The sequence below is a fragment of the Rhodanobacteraceae bacterium genome (assembly GCA_024234055.1).
Lineage (GTDB): Bacteria > Pseudomonadota > Gammaproteobacteria > Xanthomonadales > SZUA-5 > JADKFD01.
The window spans coordinates 723,114-744,263 of the sequence record JACKOW010000002.1; the positions used below are offsets into that span (position 1 = coordinate 723,114).

14 protein-coding genes are annotated in these 21,150 nt (G+C 63.8%); 7 read left to right on the top strand and 7 right to left on the bottom strand.

Annotation, left to right across the window (positions count from 1 at the left end):
• Positions 1-37 precede the first annotated feature (37 nt).
• The 3 genes from gyrA to H7A19_07180 all read right to left on the bottom strand — a co-directional run bounded on the left by gyrA (position 38) and on the right by H7A19_07180 (position 6,048).
• Positions 38-2,689 (bottom strand): DNA gyrase subunit A, encoded by a 2,652-nt coding sequence (gene gyrA / locus H7A19_07170; GenBank protein ID MCP5474610.1) that lies wholly within the window; start codon positions 2,687-2,689, stop codon positions 38-40.
• Between the two features lie 306 nt (positions 2,690-2,995).
• Positions 2,996-5,473, bottom strand: a complete 2,478-nt coding sequence (locus H7A19_07175) for a serine/threonine protein kinase (GenBank protein MCP5474611.1) — start codon at positions 5,471-5,473, stop codon at positions 2,996-2,998.
• Positions 5,470-6,048: a sigma-70 family RNA polymerase sigma factor gene (locus H7A19_07180; GenBank protein ID MCP5474612.1), complete on the bottom strand. Its 579-nt coding sequence runs from the start codon at positions 6,046-6,048 to the stop codon at positions 5,470-5,472. Before H7A19_07180 ends, H7A19_07175 begins: the two co-directional genes overlap by 4 nt.
• Before the next feature lie 201 nt (positions 6,049-6,249).
• Here H7A19_07180 and H7A19_07185 point away from each other — a divergent pair, with 201 nt between their 5' ends.
• The 3 genes from H7A19_07185 (at position 6,250) to H7A19_07195 (ending at position 10,700) form a co-directional block, all read left to right on the top strand.
• Positions 6,250-8,952: a proprotein convertase P-domain-containing protein gene (locus H7A19_07185; protein ID MCP5474613.1), complete on the top strand. Its 2,703-nt coding sequence runs from the start codon at positions 6,250-6,252 to the stop codon at positions 8,950-8,952.
• 86 nt (positions 8,953-9,038) lie between these two features.
• On the top strand, positions 9,039-9,380 hold the full coding sequence (locus H7A19_07190) for a hypothetical protein (GenBank protein ID MCP5474614.1): 342 nt from the start codon (positions 9,039-9,041) through the stop codon (positions 9,378-9,380).
• A 156-nt stretch (positions 9,381-9,536) separates the two neighbouring features.
• Entirely contained in the window at positions 9,537-10,700 is a 1,164-nt protein-coding gene (locus H7A19_07195) for a collagen-like protein (GenBank protein ID MCP5474615.1), read from the top strand.
• 460 nt (positions 10,701-11,160) lie between these two features.
• Here the strand turns inward: H7A19_07195 and H7A19_07200 are convergent, their stop codons facing one another.
• From H7A19_07200 to H7A19_07210, 3 genes are all read right to left on the bottom strand, one after another.
• Complete coding sequence (locus H7A19_07200) at positions 11,161-14,394, bottom strand: hypothetical protein (protein ID MCP5474616.1); 3,234 nt, start codon at positions 14,392-14,394, stop codon at positions 11,161-11,163.
• 834 nt (positions 14,395-15,228) lie between these two features.
• Positions 15,229-16,710: a DNA recombination protein RmuC gene (gene rmuC / locus H7A19_07205; GenBank protein ID MCP5474617.1), complete on the bottom strand. Its 1,482-nt coding sequence runs from the start codon at positions 16,708-16,710 to the stop codon at positions 15,229-15,231.
• Positions 16,711-16,810: 100 nt separating this feature from the next.
• Complete coding sequence (locus H7A19_07210) at positions 16,811-17,158, bottom strand: high-potential iron-sulfur protein (GenBank protein MCP5474618.1); 348 nt, start codon at positions 17,156-17,158, stop codon at positions 16,811-16,813.
• A 181-nt stretch (positions 17,159-17,339) separates the two neighbouring features.
• On the opposite strand from H7A19_07210, the gene H7A19_07215 reads away from it, so the two are divergent.
• The 4 genes from H7A19_07215 to H7A19_07230 are packed head-to-tail and all read left to right on the top strand — an operon-like array spanning position 17,340 to position 20,727.
• On the top strand, positions 17,340-17,972 hold the full coding sequence (locus H7A19_07215) for a methylthioribulose 1-phosphate dehydratase (GenBank protein MCP5474619.1): 633 nt from the start codon (positions 17,340-17,342) through the stop codon (positions 17,970-17,972).
• A complete protein-coding gene (locus tag H7A19_07220; protein ID MCP5474620.1) occupies positions 17,969-18,514 on the top strand; it encodes a cupin in 546 nt (181 codons plus the stop codon). The genes H7A19_07215 and H7A19_07220 overlap by 4 nt, the downstream gene beginning before the upstream one ends.
• Positions 18,515-18,574: 60 nt before the next feature.
• On the top strand, positions 18,575-19,258 hold the full coding sequence (mtnC, locus tag H7A19_07225; protein ID MCP5474621.1) for an acireductone synthase: 684 nt from the start codon (positions 18,575-18,577) through the stop codon (positions 19,256-19,258).
• Positions 19,259-19,263: 5 nt separating this feature from the next.
• On the top strand, positions 19,264-20,727 hold the full coding sequence (locus H7A19_07230) for a hypothetical protein (GenBank protein ID MCP5474622.1): 1,464 nt from the start codon (positions 19,264-19,266) through the stop codon (positions 20,725-20,727).
• Positions 20,728-20,854: 127 nt separating this feature from the next.
• On the opposite strand, the gene H7A19_07235 is transcribed toward H7A19_07230, so the two are convergent.
• On the bottom strand, positions 20,855-21,142 hold the full coding sequence (locus H7A19_07235) for an Hpt domain-containing protein (protein ID MCP5474623.1): 288 nt from the start codon (positions 21,140-21,142) through the stop codon (positions 20,855-20,857).
• Positions 21,143-21,150: the final 8 nt, after the last annotated feature.

A 21,150-nucleotide genomic window follows, 5' to 3' on the forward strand; every position in this document is an offset into this window, starting at 1 on the left:
GCCGAGACGGCCGCGCGAGCGCGCGGCCAGTCCTGGCTCAGGCCGAGGGCGGCGCTTCCGGATCGCTGCCCGGGGGCGCATCGGGAGCCGCGTTGGTCGCACCTGAATCACCCGCGGTGCCGGTGTCGACCTGATCCTCATCGTCTTCGGCTAGCGCATCCAGACGCTCCAGACCCACCAGAGTCTCGTCTTCCGGCAAGCGGATCAGGGTCACGCCCTGGGTATTGCGACCCACCTGGGAGATCTCCGAGGCCCGCGTGCGCACCAGAGTGCCCTGATCGGAAATCAGCATCACATCGTGGGCATCGGTGAGTTGAATGGCTCCGACCAGTTCGCCATTACGCTCACTGGTCTGGATGGCAATCACGCCCTGGGTGCCGCGGCCCTTGGTGGGGAATTCGGCCACCGCCGTGCGCTTGCCGTAACCGCGCGCGGTGGCGGTCAGGATGTCGCCATCCCCGTCGACCATGATCATGGCCACAACGCGAGCGTCCTCGCCGGCGCTCTCGCCGAAGCGCATCCCGCGCACGCCACGGGCCGTTCGACCCATCGAGCGCACCTCGTCCTCGGAGAAGCGCACGGCCTTGCCATGGCTGCCGAAGAGCATGATGTCGCGGCTGCCGTCGGTCAGGGCCACGGAGACCAGACCATCGCCGTCATCGAGTTCGACCGCGCGAATGCCATTGGCACGCACATTGGCAAAATCGCTGAGGGTGGTCTTCTTGCACACACCCTGACGGGTGGCAAAGAACACATAGAGGTTATCGGCGAATTCATGGATCGGCAGCACTGCCTGGATCTTCTCACCGGCTTCCAGCGGCAGCATGTTGACGATCGGCCGACCACGCGAGCCGGCACTGGCTTCGGGCACCTGATACACCGGCAACTTGAACACCCGGCCATGGCCAGTGAAGGCCAGCAGCGTGTCGTGGGTGTTGGCAATCCACAGCCGCTCGATGAAATCCTCGTCTTTCAGCGCCGTGGCCGACTTGCCCCGACCGCCGCGCCGCTGCGAGCGATACACCGTCAGCGGTTGGCGCTTGATGTAGCCCGAATGCGACAGCGTGACCACCACATCCTCGGGCGGAATCAGGTCAAGGATGTCGAGGTCGGACTGCGAATGCTCGATGCGGGTGCGGCGCTCGTCGCCGAACTCGTCACGGATCGCTACCAGCTCTTCCTGGATCACTTCCATCAACCGACCCGGTTCTTCGAGGATGCGGAACAACTCGGTGATGGCGGCCAGGATGGTGCGGTACTCATCGGTGAGCTTTTCCTGCTCCAAACCGGTGAGGCGCTGCAGGCGCATCTCCAGGATTTCCTTGGCCTGGATCTCCGACAGCTGATAGCCGTCTTCGAACAGACCCTCTTCCGGCGACAGATCCTCCGGGCGCGAGCGATCGGCACCCGCCGATGCCAGCAGCGCCCGCACCAGACCCGGTTCCCAGCGCTTGGCCAGCATGCGCTCGCGGGCCTCGTGGGCATCCTTGCTCGACTTGATCAGCTCGATCATCTCGTCGATGTTGGCCAGCGCCACGGTCAGACCTTCGAGCACGTGGGCACGCGAACGCGCCTTGCGCAGATCGAAGATCGTCCGGCGGGTCACCACTTCCCGGCGATGGCGCAGGAAGGCGTCGAGGATTTCCTTCAGATTCAGCGTCTTCGGCTGTCCGCCCACCAGGGCCACGACATTGATGCCGAACACCGTCTCCAGCTGGGTCTGCTTGTACAGCTTGTTCAGCAGCACCTCGGCGTTCTCGCCGCGCTTGACCTCGATGACCACGCGCATGCCGTCCTTGTCGGACTCGTCGCGCAGGCCATCGGGGGCGATGCCCTCGATTTCCTTGGCCTTGGCCAGCTCGGCGATCTTCTCGATCAGCCGCGCCTTGTTCACCTGATAGGGCAGCTCGGTGATGATGATCGCTTCGCGATTGCCCTCGGTTTCGATGTCGGCCTTGCCGCGCACCAGAATGCGGCCGCGGCCGGTACGGTAGGCCTCGCGGATGCCGTAGGAGCCGTTGATGATGCCCGCGGTCGGAAAGTCCGGCCCCGAAATGTGTTGCATCAGATCTTCGATGCTGAGGTCAGGCTCGGCGATCAGCGCGATCAGCGCATTGATCACCTCGGTCAGATTGTGCGGCGGGATATTGGTGGCCATGCCCACCGCAATGCCCGAAGAACCGTTGATCAGCAGGTTCGGAACCACGGTAGGCATCACCGTTGGTTCCAGCTCCTTGTCGTCGTAATTGGGCTGGAAATCGACCGTATCCTTGTCGATGTCACGCATCAGCGCATGCGCCAGACGCGTCAATCGCACTTCGGTGTAACGCATCGCGGCCGGCGGATCACCGTCGACCGAACCAAAGTTGCCCTGACCATCGATCAGCATGTAGCGCAGCGAGAAGGGCTGGGCCATGCGCACCATGGTGTCGTAAACGGCGGTGTCGCCATGCGGATGGTATTTACCGATGACGTCACCGACCACGCGGGCCGATTTCTTGTAGGGCTTGTTGTAGTCGTTGCCGAGTTCCTTCATCGCGTACAGCACGCGCCGATGCACCGGCTTCAGGCCATCACGGACATCGGGCAGCGCACGCCCGACAATGACGCTCATCGCGTAGTCCAGATAGGACTGCCGCATCTCGTCTTCGATGTTGACGCGCAGGATCTCTTTGGCCAGATCAGCCATGCTCACACTCCGGTGATTTTGAGCGGCGTTTGCCGATGGTTCCCGTTGCCTTCAGGCCTGCGGCCGGCAACGCAAATCCACCGCGCAGCAAGCCCGGGATTGTAACACGCCGCCTCGCGCGCATGCGCGTGGGCCGCAAAGCGGGCGGATGCAGGCGTGGGCAAAGGGGAAGGGACCGGCGCCCAATCACGAACCATGATCTGACAGTGCCGCGACGTGGGTCCCCTGCCCCCGGTTTGATACGCGAACCAGCGCACCGTCAGGGGCCAGCGGGGCTCCCATCAAGGCGAGTTGGCATTGGCTTGCCTACCCCTGGGCTCCACAGAGCCGCCGATCGCGGGCGAGCGCCGCCGCCATCCGTGGCGGTATCGCCTCTGGCCAGGCCGTGCTCAACCAGGCGCAGTGTCCGTCCTCGGCAAAGCCGCGCATGGTCTTGTCGAGCTCCGGCACATAGACCATCGGTCGCTGACGCCAGGCTTCCAGCGTCAGGGCCAACTCGGCCTGCCCCTGCTCGGTCTCGCCGCTGCAGCGCAGCAAGTCGGCCAGCACGCTGCGTGTGGTCAGCATATTGCTGTGCAGCGGCGGCAGCGTCCGCAGGCGCGACTGCAGCACCTCACGGGCCAGTTCCAGTGCCTGCTGCCACTGTCCCTGGGCTCGCAGCACCGTGATCCTGGCCTGCCTGGCCAGATCGACCAGTTCGGGATTCGGCGTGCGCTGGTGCAGCCGGCCAGCCATCGCCAGCGCCTTGTCGACGATTTGTTCGGCCTCGGCCAGGTCTCCGCGGGCCACCAGATACGCGACCAGCTTCTCGTACAGTAGCACCCGATCCCAGTGATCCCCGGTGAAGATGCGCTCGTTGATGGCCATCGACTGCCGCAGACTGGCGATGGCCTCGTCGTTGCGACCGAGCGCATGCAGGCACCTCGCGCGATTGGTCAAGCCTTCGGCAATCAGACTGTGCTCATCGGGCAGTACCGACCGGCGCAGGATCAGGGCCTCGTCGATGGCTTGCAGCGCCTGCTCGAATCCCCCCATGCGCAGCTCGCTGAGCGCGTGAATGGTGTAGGAATTGGCCATCTCCAGGCTGTTTTCCGGCAGATGTTCGCGCCAGGCCTCGATCGCCTGCAGCGCGATGGCATTGGCGCGCGGCAGATCCTGGAGCTGGTAATAGGCCGCCCCGACGCGGTGCAGGCTGTGGATGGTCCTGGGATCGTCCGGCCCCAGCGCCTGCAAGCGCATGTCGTAAGAGGTCTGCATCGCCACGATCATCTCGTCGTAACGACCGGTGCGTTCGTAGACTCTCCCCAGCATCAGGTAGCTCTCGGCGGTCTGGTCGCTGGCGCCCAATTCGGCCTTGCGCAGGGTCAGCGCCAGCTTGAACAAGTTCTCCGCCGCACCGTATTCGGAATATCCCCAATACACCTGGCCCATCTTCTGGGCGAGATCGGCACGCACCAGCGGCGCCGATTGCAAGGACTCCAGTCGGGTCACGCCGCGCGCCATCAGGTCGAGCACCGTGGATTCCTTGTCGATCGTGAAACCGGTACCCAGCGCGTCACCGGCAGCGAAGACGTCGAGCATGAATTCGGCGACCTGATTGGCCTTCTGCGCTTCCAGGGCGGCTGCCGCCTGCAGGCGGTGCTCGCGCACCAGCGCCACTCCCAGCAGTACGGCCAGCAGTGCGGCAGCCGCCACCATCCGGTGATTGCGCAGCAGGAAGCGCTGCGAGCGATACCTCCAGGTCTGCTTCTGCGCCTGCACCGGTCGGTGATCGAGATGGCACTGCAGATCCTCGGCCATGGCCGCGGCGCTGGGGTAGCGCGCCTGCGGCTGGCGGCGCATGGCCTGCAGCACGATAGCGTCCAGATCACCCTGCAATTGCCGCCGTTCCGGGCCCTTGAGCCAGCTTGATGGCAGCACTGCCTCGCTGGCCAGGATGGCATCGTCCAGCTTCTTGCCCGAGTCCACCCACGGATGATGGCCACTCAGGGCTTCGTAGAGCAGCACGCCCATGGTGTAGACATCGCTGGCTACGCTGATCGGCTCACCGCTGATCTGTTCGGGTGAGGCATAGGCCGGCGTGCGCGGCTGAAATTCGGCCTGGGTATGGGTGGCATCGTCCAGACGCTTGGCGATGCCGAAGTCCAGCAGGCGCGGTTCCCCTCGTGCATCGACCAGAATATTGCCGGGCTTGATGTCGCGATGGACCACCAGTTGTCGGTGGGCGTAGTCGACCGCAGCCAGCAGCTTGATGATCAGGCGCACCCGGTCGCGGATGGGCAAGGCCGCCATGGCCTCGGCAAATGGCCGTCCTTCGACGTACTCCATGGCCAACCAGGGCGTGCCGTCATCGGTGATGCCGACCTGCAGCAGACGGGCAATATTGGGATGATCAAGGCGGGCGAGGATGGATTGTTCGGCCTGAAACCGCCGGCGGGCTTCGCTACTGGCAAATCGCGCTCGCAGGACTTTCAACGCGACCTGCCCGCCGATGTCCTCGCGTTGCGCCAGATAGACCCGACCGCCGCCGCCTTCACCAAGCAGGGACTCGATCAGGAAGGGCCCCAGCGATTGTCCCAGCAGAGGATCGTTTTCCGGCGCCGAGGTGGCTGGCGACACCTCAAGGAAGTCGGCGCCGGTGGCATGGGCGGCCAGCAGGCGCTCGACTTCCGCGGCGATCGCCGGGTCGCGTTCGCCCGACAGCAGCTCCGACCATTGCGAGGGATCACGCTCGATCAGCGTGCCGAACAGCGCCTTGGCCCGGGACCACTGCTCGGGATTCACGCGTCCTCTCGCAAGCTGTTGCGCAGCCAGGCTCTGGCCATGGCCCATTCGCGCTTGACGGTTGCCGCCGACAGGTCCAGCAGTTGCGCTGTCTCCTCGATGGAAAAACCCGCGAAATAGCGCAACTCCACCACCTGAACCTGGCGCCGATCCAGTTCCTGCAGACGCGTGAGCGCCAGATCGAGCGCGAGCAGTTCCTCGGCTTCAACGTCCACCGAAGGCGCGTCCAGGCCCTGGTTGAAGGTCGTCACTCGCACCTGATCGCCCCCGCGCTTGAGCTGATGCGACCGGCGGGCATGATCGGTGAGCACCCGGCGCATCAGATGTCCGGACAGCGCCAGGAATTCGCGCTCATCGGCAAAGCGCAGATCAGGATAGCTTGCCGCCAGCTTGAGCCAGGCTTCGTGCACCAGCGCCGTGGTGTTGAGACTGTGTCCGGCATGCTCTCCGCGCAATTGCCGATGGGCCATGCGCCGCAGGCTCTGGTAGAGGTCCGCCACCAGTTGTCCCGAACAAATGCCCTGTTCGGCGGCCGACTCCGGGTTGTCTCCGAGAGGGTATGGGGCGCCGCTCACCGTGCCGCCCTGCTGTCGCAATGCCCGCAATCCTCCGCGGAAGCCTCTGTCATGTTGTCCAGTCAGGGATTTCCCAGGTGTCGTCCTGATGTTAGCAGCCGATCTCTGGTCAAGCACAGTCCATGCGCCAGTTTTCCGCCAGATCGCGCTTGTCCGCTCAGGTTGGTGACGTATCTGTCGCCACGAATCATGGGGAATTCGATGAAAGCACTGCTGATACTGACGATCACCGCCCTGGCCGCCGTGCTCAGCCTGCCGTGTGCGGCGCAGTCGTACACCGGGACCAACGTGGGCGCGATTCCGGATGGCCTTCCTGCCGGCCTAGAGCGCTATGGCCCACCGCGAGATGTCTATTTTGACGTGGGCTTGCTGCGCACGGTGTCGCAAGTCACGGTGAGCTTCACGGCCACCCATGCCTATGTCGGAGACTTGCGGGTCACGCTGATTGCGCCGAACGGCAACAGCCATCTGCTGTTTGCCCGCACCGGGGCGCTCGACGCGTCGAGTTTCGGATATTCCTCCGATCTCGATGGCAGCTACACCTTCACCGACGATCCCGCGATTGCCGGCAATTGGTGGATTGGTGCGGCCAATAATCCAGTGCCGGGCGGGTCTTACCGAACCGTGATCTCGGGTGGCGCCGGCGTCAGCAACCCGCCGCCGGTCACCTCGATCAACACGCAGTTTCTGTCGACGCCTGCCAACGGCCGGTGGATTCTGCGTTTCGAGGATGGCTACAATACCGATACCGGCGCCGTCAGTGCCGCCACGCTCAATCTGACCCTCGTCGGCAGCACCCGCACCGTCACCAATGCCAACGACAGTGGCTCGGGCAGCCTGCGCGGTGCACTCCTGGCCGCCAACAGTGGCGATTACATCCGCTTTGCCACACCTTTCTTCGCATCGGCGCGCACAATAGAACTGCTGACGCCACTGCCGGTGATCAATCAGTCGATCGCGATCCAGGGGCCTGGCGCAGCGTTCCTGACCATCCGACCCGCCGCCACGGCCGGCGACATGCGCATCTTCGAGATTGCTCAAGGCGTGGCCGGCGTCAGCTTGAGCGGCATGACTACCAACGGTGGGCGCGTGGGCGGTGTCGGTGGCGCCATCTCCACCAGGAGCACGTTGACCCTGTCCGGCATGCATGTGAGCGGCAATCGCTCTGAAATCGGTGGCGCCGGTATCGGTTTCGTTTTCGCCGGCGGCCAGATCATCGACAGCACCATCAGCGGCAACACCAGTCCGGCGCTGGCCGGGGCCATCTATGCCTTTGGCGGCAACGGAAGGCCATTGCGTATCCTGAATTCCACGATTTCAGGCAACTACGCCTTTGCGGCCGGCGGTGTCTTCCTTGCGACCGATAACGGCAGCATTGACCTGGAGGTGATCAACAGCACCGTCGCCAACAATCGAGGGGGCAATGGCGAAGCCAACGGCGTGTATGTGCGTGCCGATGGGCCAGGCAGCGCCAGCGCGCGGATCCGCAACAGCATCGTCGCCAACGATGGGGCCGCCAATTTCCAGACCGGCGTGTCCAGCGGCGGCACGGCCACCATCACCTCGCTGGGATTCAACCTCAGCGAGGACTACAACGGCGCGCTGACCACCCTCGGCACCGATGTGACCGGTGATCCCAAGCTCGGGCCGCTGGCCCCGCTGGGCGGCAGCACGCCCACTCATTTGCTGCTGGGCGGCAGTGCGGCGCTGAATGCCGGAAACACATCGGGTTCGGTCATCGATCAGCGCGGCCGGCCGCGACCCTGGGGCGCACCCGCCGCATCGAACGGCGGTGACGGCGCCGATATCGGCGCCGTCGAGATGCGGTCTTTCACCGTCATCAACACCAACGACAGCGGGATCGGCAGTCTGCGCGATGCCATTGTCGCCGCCAATGCCGATACCGAACTCAACGACATCGTATTTCTCGATGGATTGTTCGCCAGCCCCCGGGCGATCACACTGGAGTCAGCGCTGCCCGATATCAACAAAGCGATCACCATCAGCGGCCCTGGCGCCGACAAGCTCTCCATACGCCGAGGCAGTACCGCGCCCCTCTTCCGCCTGTTCACCATCAGCTCAGGGCTGGAAGTGGCGGCGCTCACCGGCATCAAGCTGCAGAATGGCAGCGTCAATGGCTTTGGTGGCGGCATCGACAGCCAGAGTCCGCTCACGCTGGCCGGCGTGCACGTGCTCGGTAATTTCGCCGGCGCGGGCGGCGCTGGTGTCTCCCTGTTCAGCGCCGGGGGCACATTCCTCGACAGTACTTTCAACGGCAACACCACCCCCGGACGACCAGCCGGCATCTATGTGCGCAACAGCGGCGCGCTGCCGCTGCGCATCGTCAACTCCACGATCAGCGGCAATACGGCCGGGGGCACCGATGGCGCCATCCTCAATCTGGCCGACGCCGGCGCCAGTTCGTCCATCGAGCTGATCAACAGCACTGTGGCCGAAAACGCCGGAACCGCCACCGGCGGCATCGCCAGCGTGTCCCTGGGTGGCGACAGCGCGACGGCCGAAGTGCGCAACACCATCGTTACCGACAACGCGCCCAACAATCTCGGTACCTTCGCCTCCACCGGTGTCGCCAGCCTTCGCTCCCGCGGCTACAACCTCAGCAATACCAATGATGGCAGCTTCTTCGATCAGGTCAGCGATCAGAACAACATCAACCCGCAGTTGCTGCCGCTGGCCCTGAATGGCGGCACCACGCCCACCCATGGACTGATCGCCAGCAGCGCGGCCGTCGATGCCGGCGACAGTGGCGGCAGCGGGGTACTCACCGATCAACGCGGCGTGGCGCGGCCAATCGACCTGCCACTGGCCAATGTCGGCGACGGCACCGATATCGGCGCCTTCGAGGCCGAACCCGACAACGTGTTCGCCAACGGCTTCGAGTAGCCGATTGGATGAGCCAGTTTGGCACCAGATCACGCTACTACCCAGCAGGCCTGCATGGGCCGATGACCTTGAATCAGGAACTCACCATGAATCGAGCATTGCGTGATCGTGCAGCATGGACGGGTGCCCGCCCTGCACGGCGACCGATCTGGATATCGCTGCTGGCAGCCATCGCGCTCTCCGGCGGTGTTGCCTGGGCCCAGGGCTCGCCGCCACCCGCCGGCGGACCCTATGTACTCGCCAAACAGGCGATTGCCGGTGGCGCAGGGCTGGCGACCGGGGGTTCATACGCGCTGACCGGAACCGTGGCCCAACCCGCCGTGGATCCGCTTGCGGCCACCGGCGGCGCCTACCAGCTATCGGGCGGCTTCCATGGCCCATCCGTTCCGCGCGGCGAGGATTTGTTCGCCAACGGCTTCGAAGACTAGCCGACTTTGCCATCAGTCAATTCAGTGAGGAGAATTCAGATGACACGCAATAGTGGACTGGCAGCCAGTTTGGCAGCGATGAGTTGGGCGCTGTTGTTGGGTTTGTCGAACCCCGCGCTCGCGCTCAGCAACAGTTTCAGCTACCAGGGCAGCCTGATGGATTCTGGACAAGCGGCCAACGGCAGCTACGATCTGCAGTTCGAACTGCAGACTCAAGCTGGGGTAGCCGTGGGCAGCCCGGTGCTGCTTGAGGATGTGGCCGTCATCCAGGGCGTATTCACGGTCGATCTGGACTTCGGTGCGGCCGTGACCAGCGGCGATTTCCAGCTGCAGATCGGCATCCGCCCGGGCAGTTCGACCGGCGGCTACACTCTGCTGTCCCCCGCGACCCGAATCACGCCCACGCCGCAGGCGCAAATTGCCGGGATGGCGGTGGAAGCGGTGAGCGTGTCGCCCAACAGCATCGGCTCGACCAGCATTGCCGACGGCAGTGTCGGGGCGGTGGACGTGGATGGCAACCAGGTACAGCGTCGCGTGGTCAATAGCTGCGCCGCAGATCAGGCCATCCGAACGATCAACGCCGACGGCAGCGTCAGTTGCATCATCGGGCCGGTGGGTCCTGCAGGTCCGCAGGGACCGGCTGGACCTGAGGGCCCGCAAGGTCCCACCGGTTTGACCGGAGCCATCGGCGCTACCGGTCCGGCCGGACCGCAGGGGCTGACGGGTGCGACCGGACCGGCAGGCCCTCAGGGCCCGCAAGGGCCGCAGGGGGCTACCGGTTCGCAGGGACCTCAGGGGGTGCAGGGCGCGACCGGACCTCAGGGACCGGCCGGGCCCGGCTTCGGTGCCTTGGCAATACGCGGTAGCGACAGCACGAACTTCGCAACCACCGGCGGGGCAACGGCCGAATTCCTGGATATCAATGACACCAGCCCGGATCTTTCGGCCGACAACAGCTCGGGCTTTACCGTCATCAATGTGCAGACCAGCGGAGTCTACGAAATCAGCTACTCGATCAACTACTTTGTAGATGCCAACCCGGACATCGTCCTGTTGGCAACCTTTTTCACCCGCAGTGGCGGGGGCGGCGCTGCCTGCAGCATCACCGCGCTTCAATCAGCTACGGCGGGCTTTGCGCTGGCATATGAAAGCATGATTCTGGATTCCCAGCTCTACTACAGCGTCAGTGGTAGAGAAATCCTGTACATGAATGCAGGCACCTGCCTTGCATTGAAGGCCTTTGAGTCGTCCGCCGCTCCGGCGTCCGGCAACTCGGCAAGCATGGACGTTTCCTATATCAACGTCATACGACTGCAGTGAGCCCGTGGTAGCAGCCGCCTCGCAACCAAGCCAGCGATCCTCTGAACGGGTTTCGCGGGCAGCAGTTGCGGCACTGGTGCACGTATTTCCAGCCGCGTGAGCAGCCGTGTGACATCGACATGCCTTGAGGAGCGCCCTTGCGGCGCGACCGCTCGCTGCGCACCGCAACAGCGATCGCGCCGCAAGGGCGCTCCTACCAGGGAACCCGCAGGCTAGCCCCCATTTCTCACACCTGCGCGAGCAGATGCCGTGATCCCGTTGTGGCGCAAGGCGAATCGGTGGCCACACAGCAATGGGAGAGTGTACGGCTGCATCTGCCCGCTTTGCGGACCTCGCGCGTTCTTTGCGACTATCGCTGCGTTGCTCCTCCTCGCAATGGAATCACCATTCCTCGTCGTCGCGCCTTGCGCTAGTCGCAAAGCCCTGCGCGATCTTCCGCAACAGGTGTGAGAAATGCGGGCTAGTGGCTCCCCGCCACCCCACAGCCACCAATGCGTTCGAGATTCAACACGCCGTTCAGTCCGACGTGATCCGCGGCTTCGGCACTGACATCGAACTGGTATTGCACTCGCAGTCGATCGCAGCCCTGAAACTGGAACTGTGCGACGCCGATCTGAAACAGATTGCTGGTCGCGACACGATCGAGTTCACCACCGACAACACGAAACACGGGCACCTGGACCACTCCCTGCTGCGCCGTGGCCAGATCGCCCTGCATGATCAGCCAGTCTTGAGCCGCAGCATCGTCTCCCGGCGTCTGCGGGTCGTAGGTGAACCAGGCCGCAAACAGCAGTCCGGATTGCTGGGCTGAAGCGGGCAGCACCTCGATCTTCATGCCTTGCCCCGAGCTGATCGGATCAAACCAGGTGCCTGACTGTCGCAGACTGAAGCCCTGCGAATCCGGTGCGATCAGTTGCGGCGATTGAATGCTGCCGTCGGCAAGATTGCAGGGGCGCACGCGTGATCCGATCCGCTGCCACGGCATGCTGCCCATGCGAGCCGATTCGAAGGGTGGATAGAACTGATACGACAGCGTGGCGTGATCACAATCGTGAAAACTCAGCTCGGCCGTACCCACGACAATGCTGGTGGTTTCGGGCCCACCCGCGAAGCTGCCGCCGGCGTTGCGCAGGATGTCCAGCGCCACCCGCTTGGCACCGGGCGCGGGCAGGCCAAAGAGCGAGTACCAGCGCACCGCTGACTGATCTTGGTAGCGCTGCTGGTCGGCGAACGTGAACCACGGCGCAAACACTGTCTGCGAGTCAGGCAGGAAGTCCAGCAGAAAGCCTTGCCCGGAGGTGATCGGGTTGTACCAAACGCCGGTGATGCCGCTCTGGTCTACGCTGACGTCGCGGTTGCCGGCCAGGTCTACCGAGTGAGCGATCAGTGTTCTGCCACCCTGGCTGGCGAGGCTATTGCTCAGAATCCGATAGCGCTGCTGCACGGGTTTCAACGAACGCGCACGGGCAAAACAGTTCTGACCGCCGCCGCAAGGGTAGGCGCGGGTTTCCAGCAAGGCGCCATCGGTACTGTCGTACAGGGACAACTGCAAGGCGCCGCCATTTTTTCCGACCACCAAGGCCGCATTTCGCGAGGCTACGGAGGCCAGATCGACCACCGATCCGGACACTGTGGGGATGTCCCGGCTCCACGCTATGCTCGAACCGTCGCGGGGCAAGGCGATCAACCGCGTCCCTGAGGCCACGCCGCCGGCTGCTTGCCCCTCTACACCTTCAATCAACAAGTGCAGATGGTCCGGTCCCGCAGATTTGCGCAATGCAAGCTGCGGCGGGAATACATCGTTGGCCAGAAGGCCATCAACGACCTCGGTGGCATCCGCAATATTCACAACCTGAATTCGAAGGCCAGAAAGCCAGCTTTGACTGCCCGCCACTTGCTGTACCGCGAACAGGCGCTCGCCTTTTGGCCAGAATTCGTAGGGTGACTTCTGCAGGTTCAGCACCCGTGCGCTTTCGTCATCGTCAGCAAACACGGCAACGGTGGTGCCCGGCAAACCACTCGCGTCGCCCACCAAAGCCATGGACTGCCCGTCGAAGGGGTCTACGCGCAACCGCGGCCCCGTCGGGTAGATCAAGTATTCAGAAACAACGAAAGGCGGAAGCTCCAGCACGCCGACTTCGGAACCATCCGCCAAGTTGCGTCGACGCACTAACAGCTGCCCGTCGACGCCGACATCGACATAGGCCAGAACGCCACTGGCAAACACACCCCAGGCACGGGGAAGTCCTTCGACGAAATGGTGTTCGAAACGCAGTTCGCCAGTGGCTCGATCCAGACAACGCAACACGGTTTCATGGGAATAGGCGCGCTCGTCGTCCACACAGACGTATGACCCACCGATCTGGACGGCACGGTCCGACCAAGACAGTTCCACCCAGGGATCGGCGGCCCACCGTTGCTGCCAGAGCAATTGTCCTTCGGCGCCAATCTTGGCTATGACGAGTTCGTCCGGCCTGCCCAAGCCGATGATCCGGTCATCTCCATCCTGGTACTCACCGAGGACACTGGGTTGAGCGGAATCGGCAGGCGCCACCGGCAATTGCTGCACCTGCCCCGAATCCAGTACGCGCCAGGCGCGATCCTCTGCACGAACCAGAAATGCCGGCGCGGACGTCATCACTTCCTGCGGATTGAGGATGTCCGGCAATAGCTGGTCGTCCAGAAGTTGCGCAGTCGGCGACAGCAGTAGCAATCGCAATCGCTGAGCCGTCTCCAACGAGATGGACGCAACCAGACGCACCTGTCCGTCGTCGCCAAAGCGCACGCTGCAAGACTCGAGTCTCTCGCCACAATTCAGGCCCTCGGGCAGATCAAGACTCCCCCTTCTCGACCCTGCGGCGTCGACCAACGTCAACCGCTGCCGCTGGTTGCTGAACTGCGTGAGCAAGGCCACGACGCCCGCCGGGCTGACGTACATCGCGTGGGTGTTTCCGAGCAACAGCGCGTCATCGATCATGGTCCACAGCGGTATTCCGGCCGCATCCAGCGCCTGCAAGTGGCTACCGCTGCCGAAGTTGTCGGTGAAGGCCAGCACGCCGCCCGCGGGGCGCCGCTCCAGCAGCGAAACTCTCCCAAACGGCCAGTCATCGGGTGCCTGCCAACGCCAGACCTCGCCGCCGCCGTCATCGATCTGGAGCACCGCAGGCCTGCCCTGCACCTGACCGCCAATCCAGACCGCTTCACTGCCAGGTACGGCGACAGCCCGGGAACGCGCAGAGAACTCGCCTACTGCCGGCCCGAAGCGACCCAGATCACGCCCCATACGATCATGCCGATGCAAACCCACGTCCGGGAGGTCGTCTTGGCAACTGAGCCACCATGCGCCCGAGGGCGTCTTGACCGCATTGCGGCAATACACCAGATCGCGACTGAACTCGCTTTGCCAAAGCGGCTGCGCATCAGCGCCGAAGCTCAGCAACACATCAACTCCGGACAATGCGGCGACCGTGCCGTCGGCCTGCTCGAATAGCCGATCGAATGACGAGTCGCCGCTGGTCCATTCGCGCACCTCTGACTCAAAGCTGCGACCTGCCAGACTGCCATCAGCCCGGTAGCGATCCAGGCTATGGACCACCGATCCGTGCTCCGCGACCAGCCAATAGCCGCCGTCGGCCGCGCCGATCAGCTGCCGCACCTTTGGCGCAGCAGTCGTCGCATTGACCGTGACCGGCACCGAGGAATCCCACGCCAATAACGGCTGGCACGAAAGCACCCACGTCAGCAACAACCCGCAGGCGCGCCAAGGAATCGACCTCGAATCAGCCGCTTTTGGCGGCAAGACAAATGACATGCGACACACGACTGGACCTCGGGGTCGCGATCTGATCACACAAAATGACGATTGTTCAACTCATCCGCGGCGTTCGCCACCAAGCCGTCCCTTGGTCATAGCTTGATGGGCGAGCGGAGCCACGACTTCGAGGTCCGTCCGACCGACGCTCCCAGCCTCCCCATGAACCCATGTGACAAGTTATTGATGCGTCGTTGCGAGAAGCGTGGCGACGAAGCAATCCAGTGTTTTGCGGCACGTCCCTGGATTGCTTCGCTTCGCTCTCCATGAACCCATATCGCAAGTTGTTGATTTGACGAATTTGGCGCAAATCCGCCTGTCGTAGCTCGAAGTGCGCGCAGCGCTCTGCGGGCGGTGACGCGAAAGCGCTCCGCTGAGCCGCTGCGCGGCACAACGGGCTACGCACGACCGTTTTCCGGGCAGATCGAAGATGTTCACGCTCTTCTTCGTGTTCTCTCTGCTTTTCCTTCGTGTTCTCTGCGTCCGGCTTCTTGCCGCGACCTGCCTCAGGACGGGGTCGTCGCGGTGCCGGTCGCGACGCGAGGTCGCTCCTACGGGCGAACTTGCGGTTCATCGCCCGTGGGCAGTTTCGGGCCGAAACAGGTGGCTGCGGCGCCGCTCTTGCCCTCTCGCAGAGCCAGAGCGGCCGCGCAGGCGCGCGTCCCTCCTCAAAGCCGCTCCATGCTTGCCAGCGATCGGCGATGTCACACCCTCAACCTACTCCTCGTCACCCGCATCAGCCACCAGATCCGCCGGCAACGCCTTCTGGTGCCGCGCACCCAGTTCGCGCAGCTGTTCGGTCTGGCGCACCAGATTGCCCTTGCCGGTGCTGAGTTTGGCGTAAGCCTGGTCGAGTTCGCTCTGAGCACGGCTCAAGGCCAGACGCACGCTGTCGAGATCGGCGACGAATCCGACGAACTTGTCGTAGAGCTTGCCGGCGCGCTGGGCGATGTCCTGAGCGTTGCGGTTGCGCTGTTCCTGCTTCCACAGATGACTGGCGGCGCGCAGCGTGGCCAACAGGGTCGAGGGCGAGACGATGGCGATGTTGCGGTTAAGCGCATACTCGTAGAGCCCCGGATCGGCACGCACGGCCTCGATCAGTGCCGATTCCACCGGCACGAACAGCAGCACGAAATCGAGCGCGCGGCCGTCCAGCAGTGCGGCGTAGTCGCGGCGGCTGAGGCCATCGACATGCCGGCGCAGCGATCCCAGGTGTTCACTGAGTGCGGCAGCGCGGTCGAGCTCGGTTTCGGCATTGACGCAGCGTTCGTAGGCGGTGAGCGAGACTTTGGCGTCGATGATCAGATCGCGTTCCTGCGGCAGATGCACGATCACATCCGGGCGCGGCCGGCTGCCGTCTTCATCGCGGAGCACGACTTGCGTCGTGTATTCGCGGCCCTCGACCAGGCCCGAGGCCTCCAGGATGCGTGAGAGGATCAGCTCGCCCCAGGCCCCCTGCACGCGGGTATCGCCGCGCAGTGCCCGGGTCAGGTTCAGGGCCTCGCCACTGAGCTGCTGGTTCAGGGTCTTCAGCGCGTCGATCTCGCGCGCCAGCAAGCTACGCTCTCGAGCTTCCTGCACATAGGCCTGCTGGACGGCGTCCTGAAAAGTCTTCAACTGCTCGCGCACCGGATTCAGCAGGCTGCCGATCTGGGCGCTGTTGTCGGCCACCAGCGCCTGACTGCGCTCATGCAGCACTTCGCCGGCCAGCACCTTGAAACTGTCGCTGAATTCCTGGCGTACGCGCCCAAGGAAGTCGAGCTTCTCTGCCGCGGCGCGCAGCTCATCGGACAACCGGGTTTCCAGCGTGCTGATCTGCGCCAAGGCCTTGCTGTGGCGCTCGCGCAGCTCGTCGAGCTCGCGTTCGCGCCGCGTCAGGGTCTGATCAGTGAGTTCCAGCCGCGCCAGACGCCCGCGCAGTTCGCCATGTTCGCGCATGGTCAGCTGCAACTGCTGTTCGTAGCGGGTACTGCGCTGACGTTCGCGCAGCAGCTCCTGTTCGCGGGAGTCGAGTTGCTGGCGCAGCTCGGCGTTGTGATCCGTCAGCGCGTCAATTTCACTTTGCCGCGACTCATGAGCTTCATGCTGGCGTTTGCGCAGGAGCCGAGCACCCGCAAGCAGCGCCAGCAGACCGAGCGCCAGACAGCCGGACAAAAAGCCGATCAGCGCAGCCAAGTGCGCCGGAAGCGTGTCAAACATGATGACGCCGACGACCAGGAAGGCGGCAGTCTAAGTCATCGGGAACCGGGGAGCAGACTGCATGCCCAAACGGGCACGCAGTCTCAGGACTATCGTGGGCTCAGGCCTTCTTCGGCACGTAGGCGGCACACCAGCCGTTGGGGTGCACGCCCTTGCCAGGGAAGATCGCGCACGGACGCAGCGCATCGCCGTCCTTGCCCTGGACCAGATTGCAGTTGGCGCAGGCCTGCTCCGGCTTGTGATTCGGATACTTGGCCGCATCCACCTTGGTGGTGTCGGCCTTGTAGCCCAGTGCTGCTGCGGTCGGCTCGGTCTCTCCGAGTTCCGGCAATGCGCCCTGGGCAAAGCTCTGGCTGGTCAACGCGACGCCGGCGGCAACACCCACACCTGCGGCTGCGACCTGGCCGAAGAAGCGGCGACGAGTGGCATTGAAATCCTGTTGCGACATGGCAAAGTCCTTCTACAGTGGAAACAGATACGGTGATCGATGCTGGACCATAATTGTCCACGTTCAGCCTGAACGCCAGCATGACCTAACTCAAGTGACGTAGATGTCGGCACGGTCGGTTATATTTCGCAGGAGATCGCGGAAGAATCGCGAATCATTCTCGTTTAGGAGTTCCTGATACATGTCCGATTTTTCCCCCGCCCAATTTGCCGAATGCGCTGGGCAGATCGTGGAGGCCGGCCGGGATTTCGCCCAGCGCGGCTGGACGCCAGCCACCAGCAGCAACTTCTCGATGCGCCTCTGTGCCGATCGACTTGCAGTGACCGTTTCCGGGCGTGACAAGGGCAAGCTGTCGCCTGCTGATATCATGGTCTGCGATCTGGCCGGCAAGGCGGTCAATACCGATGCTCGTCCGTCAGCCGAGACCCTGCTGCATTGCCAGATCTACCGGCGCTACCCCGAGGCCGGCGCGGTGCTGCACACGCACTCGCTGGCACAGACCCTGGCCAGCCGCTTGTGGGCGCAGGCCGGCCAGCTGGAACTGGCGGGCTATGAACTGCTCAAGGCTTTTGCCGGTTACACCACGCACGACGCGCGCATGCAGGTACCGGTGTTTCCCAACAGTCAGGACATGCAGGAACTGGCTGAACTGATCGATCGCTACCTGCAGCAAACGCCCATCACCCACGGCTACCTGATCGACGGCCACGGTATCTATACCTGGGGGGAGGATATGCTGAGTGCTCGAAGACATCTGGACGCCTTCGAGTTCTTGCTGAATTGCGAACTGGAACTGAGGAAGATGCAACGATGACGCACATGCGTGTTTACGATGAAAACCAGCCCATCGAGGCCCGACTGGAGAGCAGCGATTTCACGGAAATCCGCCGCCACCTGGCGGCTGCCGGAATCCGCCTGGACCGCTGGCTGGCCGATGCCGAGATTCAGCCCGGCGATACGCAGGAACAGGTGCTTGCGGCCTACCAGCGCGATATCGACCGGCTGATGGAAGAAGGCGGCTACAAATCGGTAGACGTCATCAGCATGACACCCGGGCACCCGGACAAGGTGGCCCTGCGGCAGAAATTCCTGAGCGAACACACCCACGACGAAGATGAAGTCCGCTTCTTCGTGGCCGGCGCCGGACTGTTCACGCTGCACATCGGCAGTGAGGTCTACGAGGTATTGTGCGAGAAGGACGATCTGATCAGCGTGCCCGCCGGCACCAGGCATTGGTTCGACATGGGTCCGGAACCCGCCTTCGTGGCCATCCGGATCTTCACCAACCCGGCCGGCTGGGTGGCCAAATTCACCGGCGACCCCATTGCCGAACGCTTCACGCGGATCGGGGTCTGAGGCGTCGACGCCCCTGCCCGCCCCTCGCAACTTGCACTTGCCGCAGCTCAGGAAGCATCCATGATCGTACGTCCCGATGCGCTGGTGACCGATATTGAGGGCACCACGAGCGATATCAGCTTCGTGCAGAAGGTGATGTTTCCCTACGCGCGGCAGGCGCTGCCTGGCTATCTGCAGGCGCACGCGAAGGACCCGCAAGTGCTGCCGTGGATAGCGCAGATCGCTACCGAAATCGGCTGTGCCAGCGACGACCTGGACGCCGTCAGTGGCGCCCTGATCGACTGGATCGATGCTGATCGCAAGCACACCGCGCTGAAAGCCCTGCAGGGCCAGGTCTGGGAGAACGCCTTCCGCAGCGGCGAGTTCGTTGCCCACGTTTATCCCGATGCGGTCGCGGCCTTGCGCCGCTGGCAGACCGAGGGATTGCCGATGTATGTCTATTCCTCGGGCTCCATTCAGGCCCAGAAGCTGTACTTCGGGCACACTCAGGACGGCGATCTGCGGCCCTGCTTCCGCGATCATTTCGATACCACCACCGGCCCCAAGCGCGAGGTCGATTCCTATCGGCGCATCGCCGAGGCCATCGCCGTTCCGGCCGATCGCATCCTGTTTCTGTCGGACATCGGGGCTGAGCTCGATGCCGCGCGCGCAGCAGGCTGGAAAACGGTCCAGATCGTGCGTGAGGGCACCACGGCAGTAGCGGAGCACGATGCCGTCGGCAGCTTCGACCAACTCGGATTCTGATTCTCATGCGGGCCTTGCTGCGCACGCTGGGCGCGGGATTCCTGCTGGCCTTCGGCGTGCGCCCAGCGACCACGCTGCGGGTGCGCCCGGCTTCGCATTTCTGGGGTTTGCTGCTGCTCAGCGTGGCCATCTCCATCGGCCGTGACCGCTTGTTGCTGGCCGACGCTGCGGATTTCTACCTGGACGGTCTGCAGAGCGATGCCTTCAGCGCCCTGTTGGCGCTGGCTGCGGCTGCGCTGATCGGAAGCTGGTCCGGTCAGCGGGTGATGACCTGGTCGATCGCGGTACTGGCCAGTGCCGCGGGTCTATGGATCAGCCTGGCACTGTTCGGCGTGCGCCTGGGGCTGCAGGAACTGGATCACTGGGACGAGCACGCGCAATGGCTGATCGTGGTGGCGAGCTGCCTGTGGTGGACGCTGAGCCTGCTGCGCATCGTCGGCTTTGCGTTGCCCGAATGGCGCTGGTGGAAGCGTGCAGGTGCCGGCGTGCTGGCGGCGGCCCTGACCACCGCGCCCTTCTTCCTGATCAACCCATTGGCCTATTGGTATCCCCGCTACGACCCTGAAACCATGGCTTACAGCGATGCCGACACTGCCCCTGCGCGCAGGGTGCGCGGCAGCGCCGAAGCGCTGATCTATCGCCAGCCGCAGATGATTGCCGATGCCGTATCGGCCTTGCGCCCGGGCGTGCCCGGGCAGACCGACGCCTATCTGCTGGCCTTTGGCGCCGACGCCAACGAAGACGTGTTCCGCAATGAAGTCAGCTACGCCCAGACCCTGTTTGCCGAACGCTTCGGCATGGCCGGGCGCACGCTGACCTTGCTCAATCACCCCGACACCACCGAACAATGGCCACTGGCGAACTTGAGCAATCTGAAGCTGGCGCTGGCCGGCATCGCCACGAAGATGGATCCAGACGAGGATCTGCTGGTGCTGTTCCTGACCACCCACGGCAGCGCCGACCATGAGTTGTACGTGGATCTGCAGCCGCTGGCGCTGGACGGGATCCGCCCCGGCGATCTGCGTGAAGCCCTGGACGCGGCTGGCATCCGTTGGCGCGTGATCGTGGTGTCGGCCTGCTATTCAGGCGGATTCATGGACGATCTGGCCTCACCGATGACACTGGTGATGACCGCCGCGCGCCGTGATCGACCCTCCTTCGGCTGCGGCGACGACAGCGAACTCACCTATTTCGGTCGGGCCCTGCTGGTTGAAGCCTTGAATCAGACGCGCTCGCTCACCGCCGCCTTCGAATTGGCGCGGGAGAGCGTGCATGAGCGGGAACTGGCCGACGATTTCGAAGCCTCCGAGCCCCAGATGCAGATGGGTGCGCTGATCGGCCCGAAACTGGATGCCTGGGCACAGAGCCTGGCGCCAGCGAAAGCGGTGGCCTTTGTGCCGACAGTGGCGAAGGCCGCGTGCAAGCGCGACGATAAGGCGTGTGCGTCAAGGACGCAGCCGGACAATTGACGATGGTAGATCGCGCTATTGTAGCCCGGGTAAGCCGAAGGCGCACCCGGGGCTCTACGGCCCATCGTCCCAGTTGCGCTGGCGCTTACCTGGGCTACAAGACCGAGTTAGGTGCGACAAGGTTTGCCTATGCGGGCTTCATCTCGTCGATGAGCACACGCACCAATTCGACCACCAGTGCCGAGCCGCTGCCGTCGTCGATGGCATGCACCACGGCCCGGGCCTGCTGCCCGAGGTCTTCGAATCCGTACATGCCGGCAGAACCGGAAATCTTGTGAGCCGCGGCGCGCAGCTGCGACATGGCACCCAGCGGATCCGCACTGAGTTGGCTCAGTCCCGCCTCCAGTGTGGCCTGCTTCTCGGCAAAACTGCCGATGTAGCGCTGGCGCAGCGGTTCAGGAACGGAATCTGCCATTGCCGCGA

Coding starts and splice junctions, on each gene's coding strand:
- gyrA (MCP5474610.1), bottom strand. CDS start 2,689: ATGGCTGATCTGGCCAAAGAGATCCTGCGCGTCAACATCGAAGACGAG.
- H7A19_07185 (MCP5474613.1), top strand. CDS start 6,250: ATGAAAGCACTGCTGATACTGACGATCACCGCCCTGGCCGCCGTGCTC.
- H7A19_07190 (MCP5474614.1), top strand. CDS start 9,039: ATGAATCGAGCATTGCGTGATCGTGCAGCATGGACGGGTGCCCGCCCT.
- H7A19_07195 (MCP5474615.1), top strand. CDS start 9,537: ATGGATTCTGGACAAGCGGCCAACGGCAGCTACGATCTGCAGTTCGAA.
- rmuC (MCP5474617.1), bottom strand. CDS start 16,710: ATGTTTGACACGCTTCCGGCGCACTTGGCTGCGCTGATCGGCTTTTTG.
- H7A19_07210 (MCP5474618.1), bottom strand. CDS start 17,158: ATGTCGCAACAGGATTTCAATGCCACTCGTCGCCGCTTCTTCGGCCAG.
- H7A19_07215 (MCP5474619.1), top strand. CDS start 17,340: ATGTCCGATTTTTCCCCCGCCCAATTTGCCGAATGCGCTGGGCAGATC.
- H7A19_07220 (MCP5474620.1), top strand. CDS start 17,969: ATGACGCACATGCGTGTTTACGATGAAAACCAGCCCATCGAGGCCCGA.
- mtnC (MCP5474621.1), top strand. CDS start 18,575: ATGATCGTACGTCCCGATGCGCTGGTGACCGATATTGAGGGCACCACG.
- H7A19_07230 (MCP5474622.1), top strand. CDS start 19,264: ATGCGGGCCTTGCTGCGCACGCTGGGCGCGGGATTCCTGCTGGCCTTC.
- H7A19_07235 (MCP5474623.1), bottom strand. CDS start 21,142: ATGGCAGATTCCGTTCCTGAACCGCTGCGCCAGCGCTACATCGGCAGT.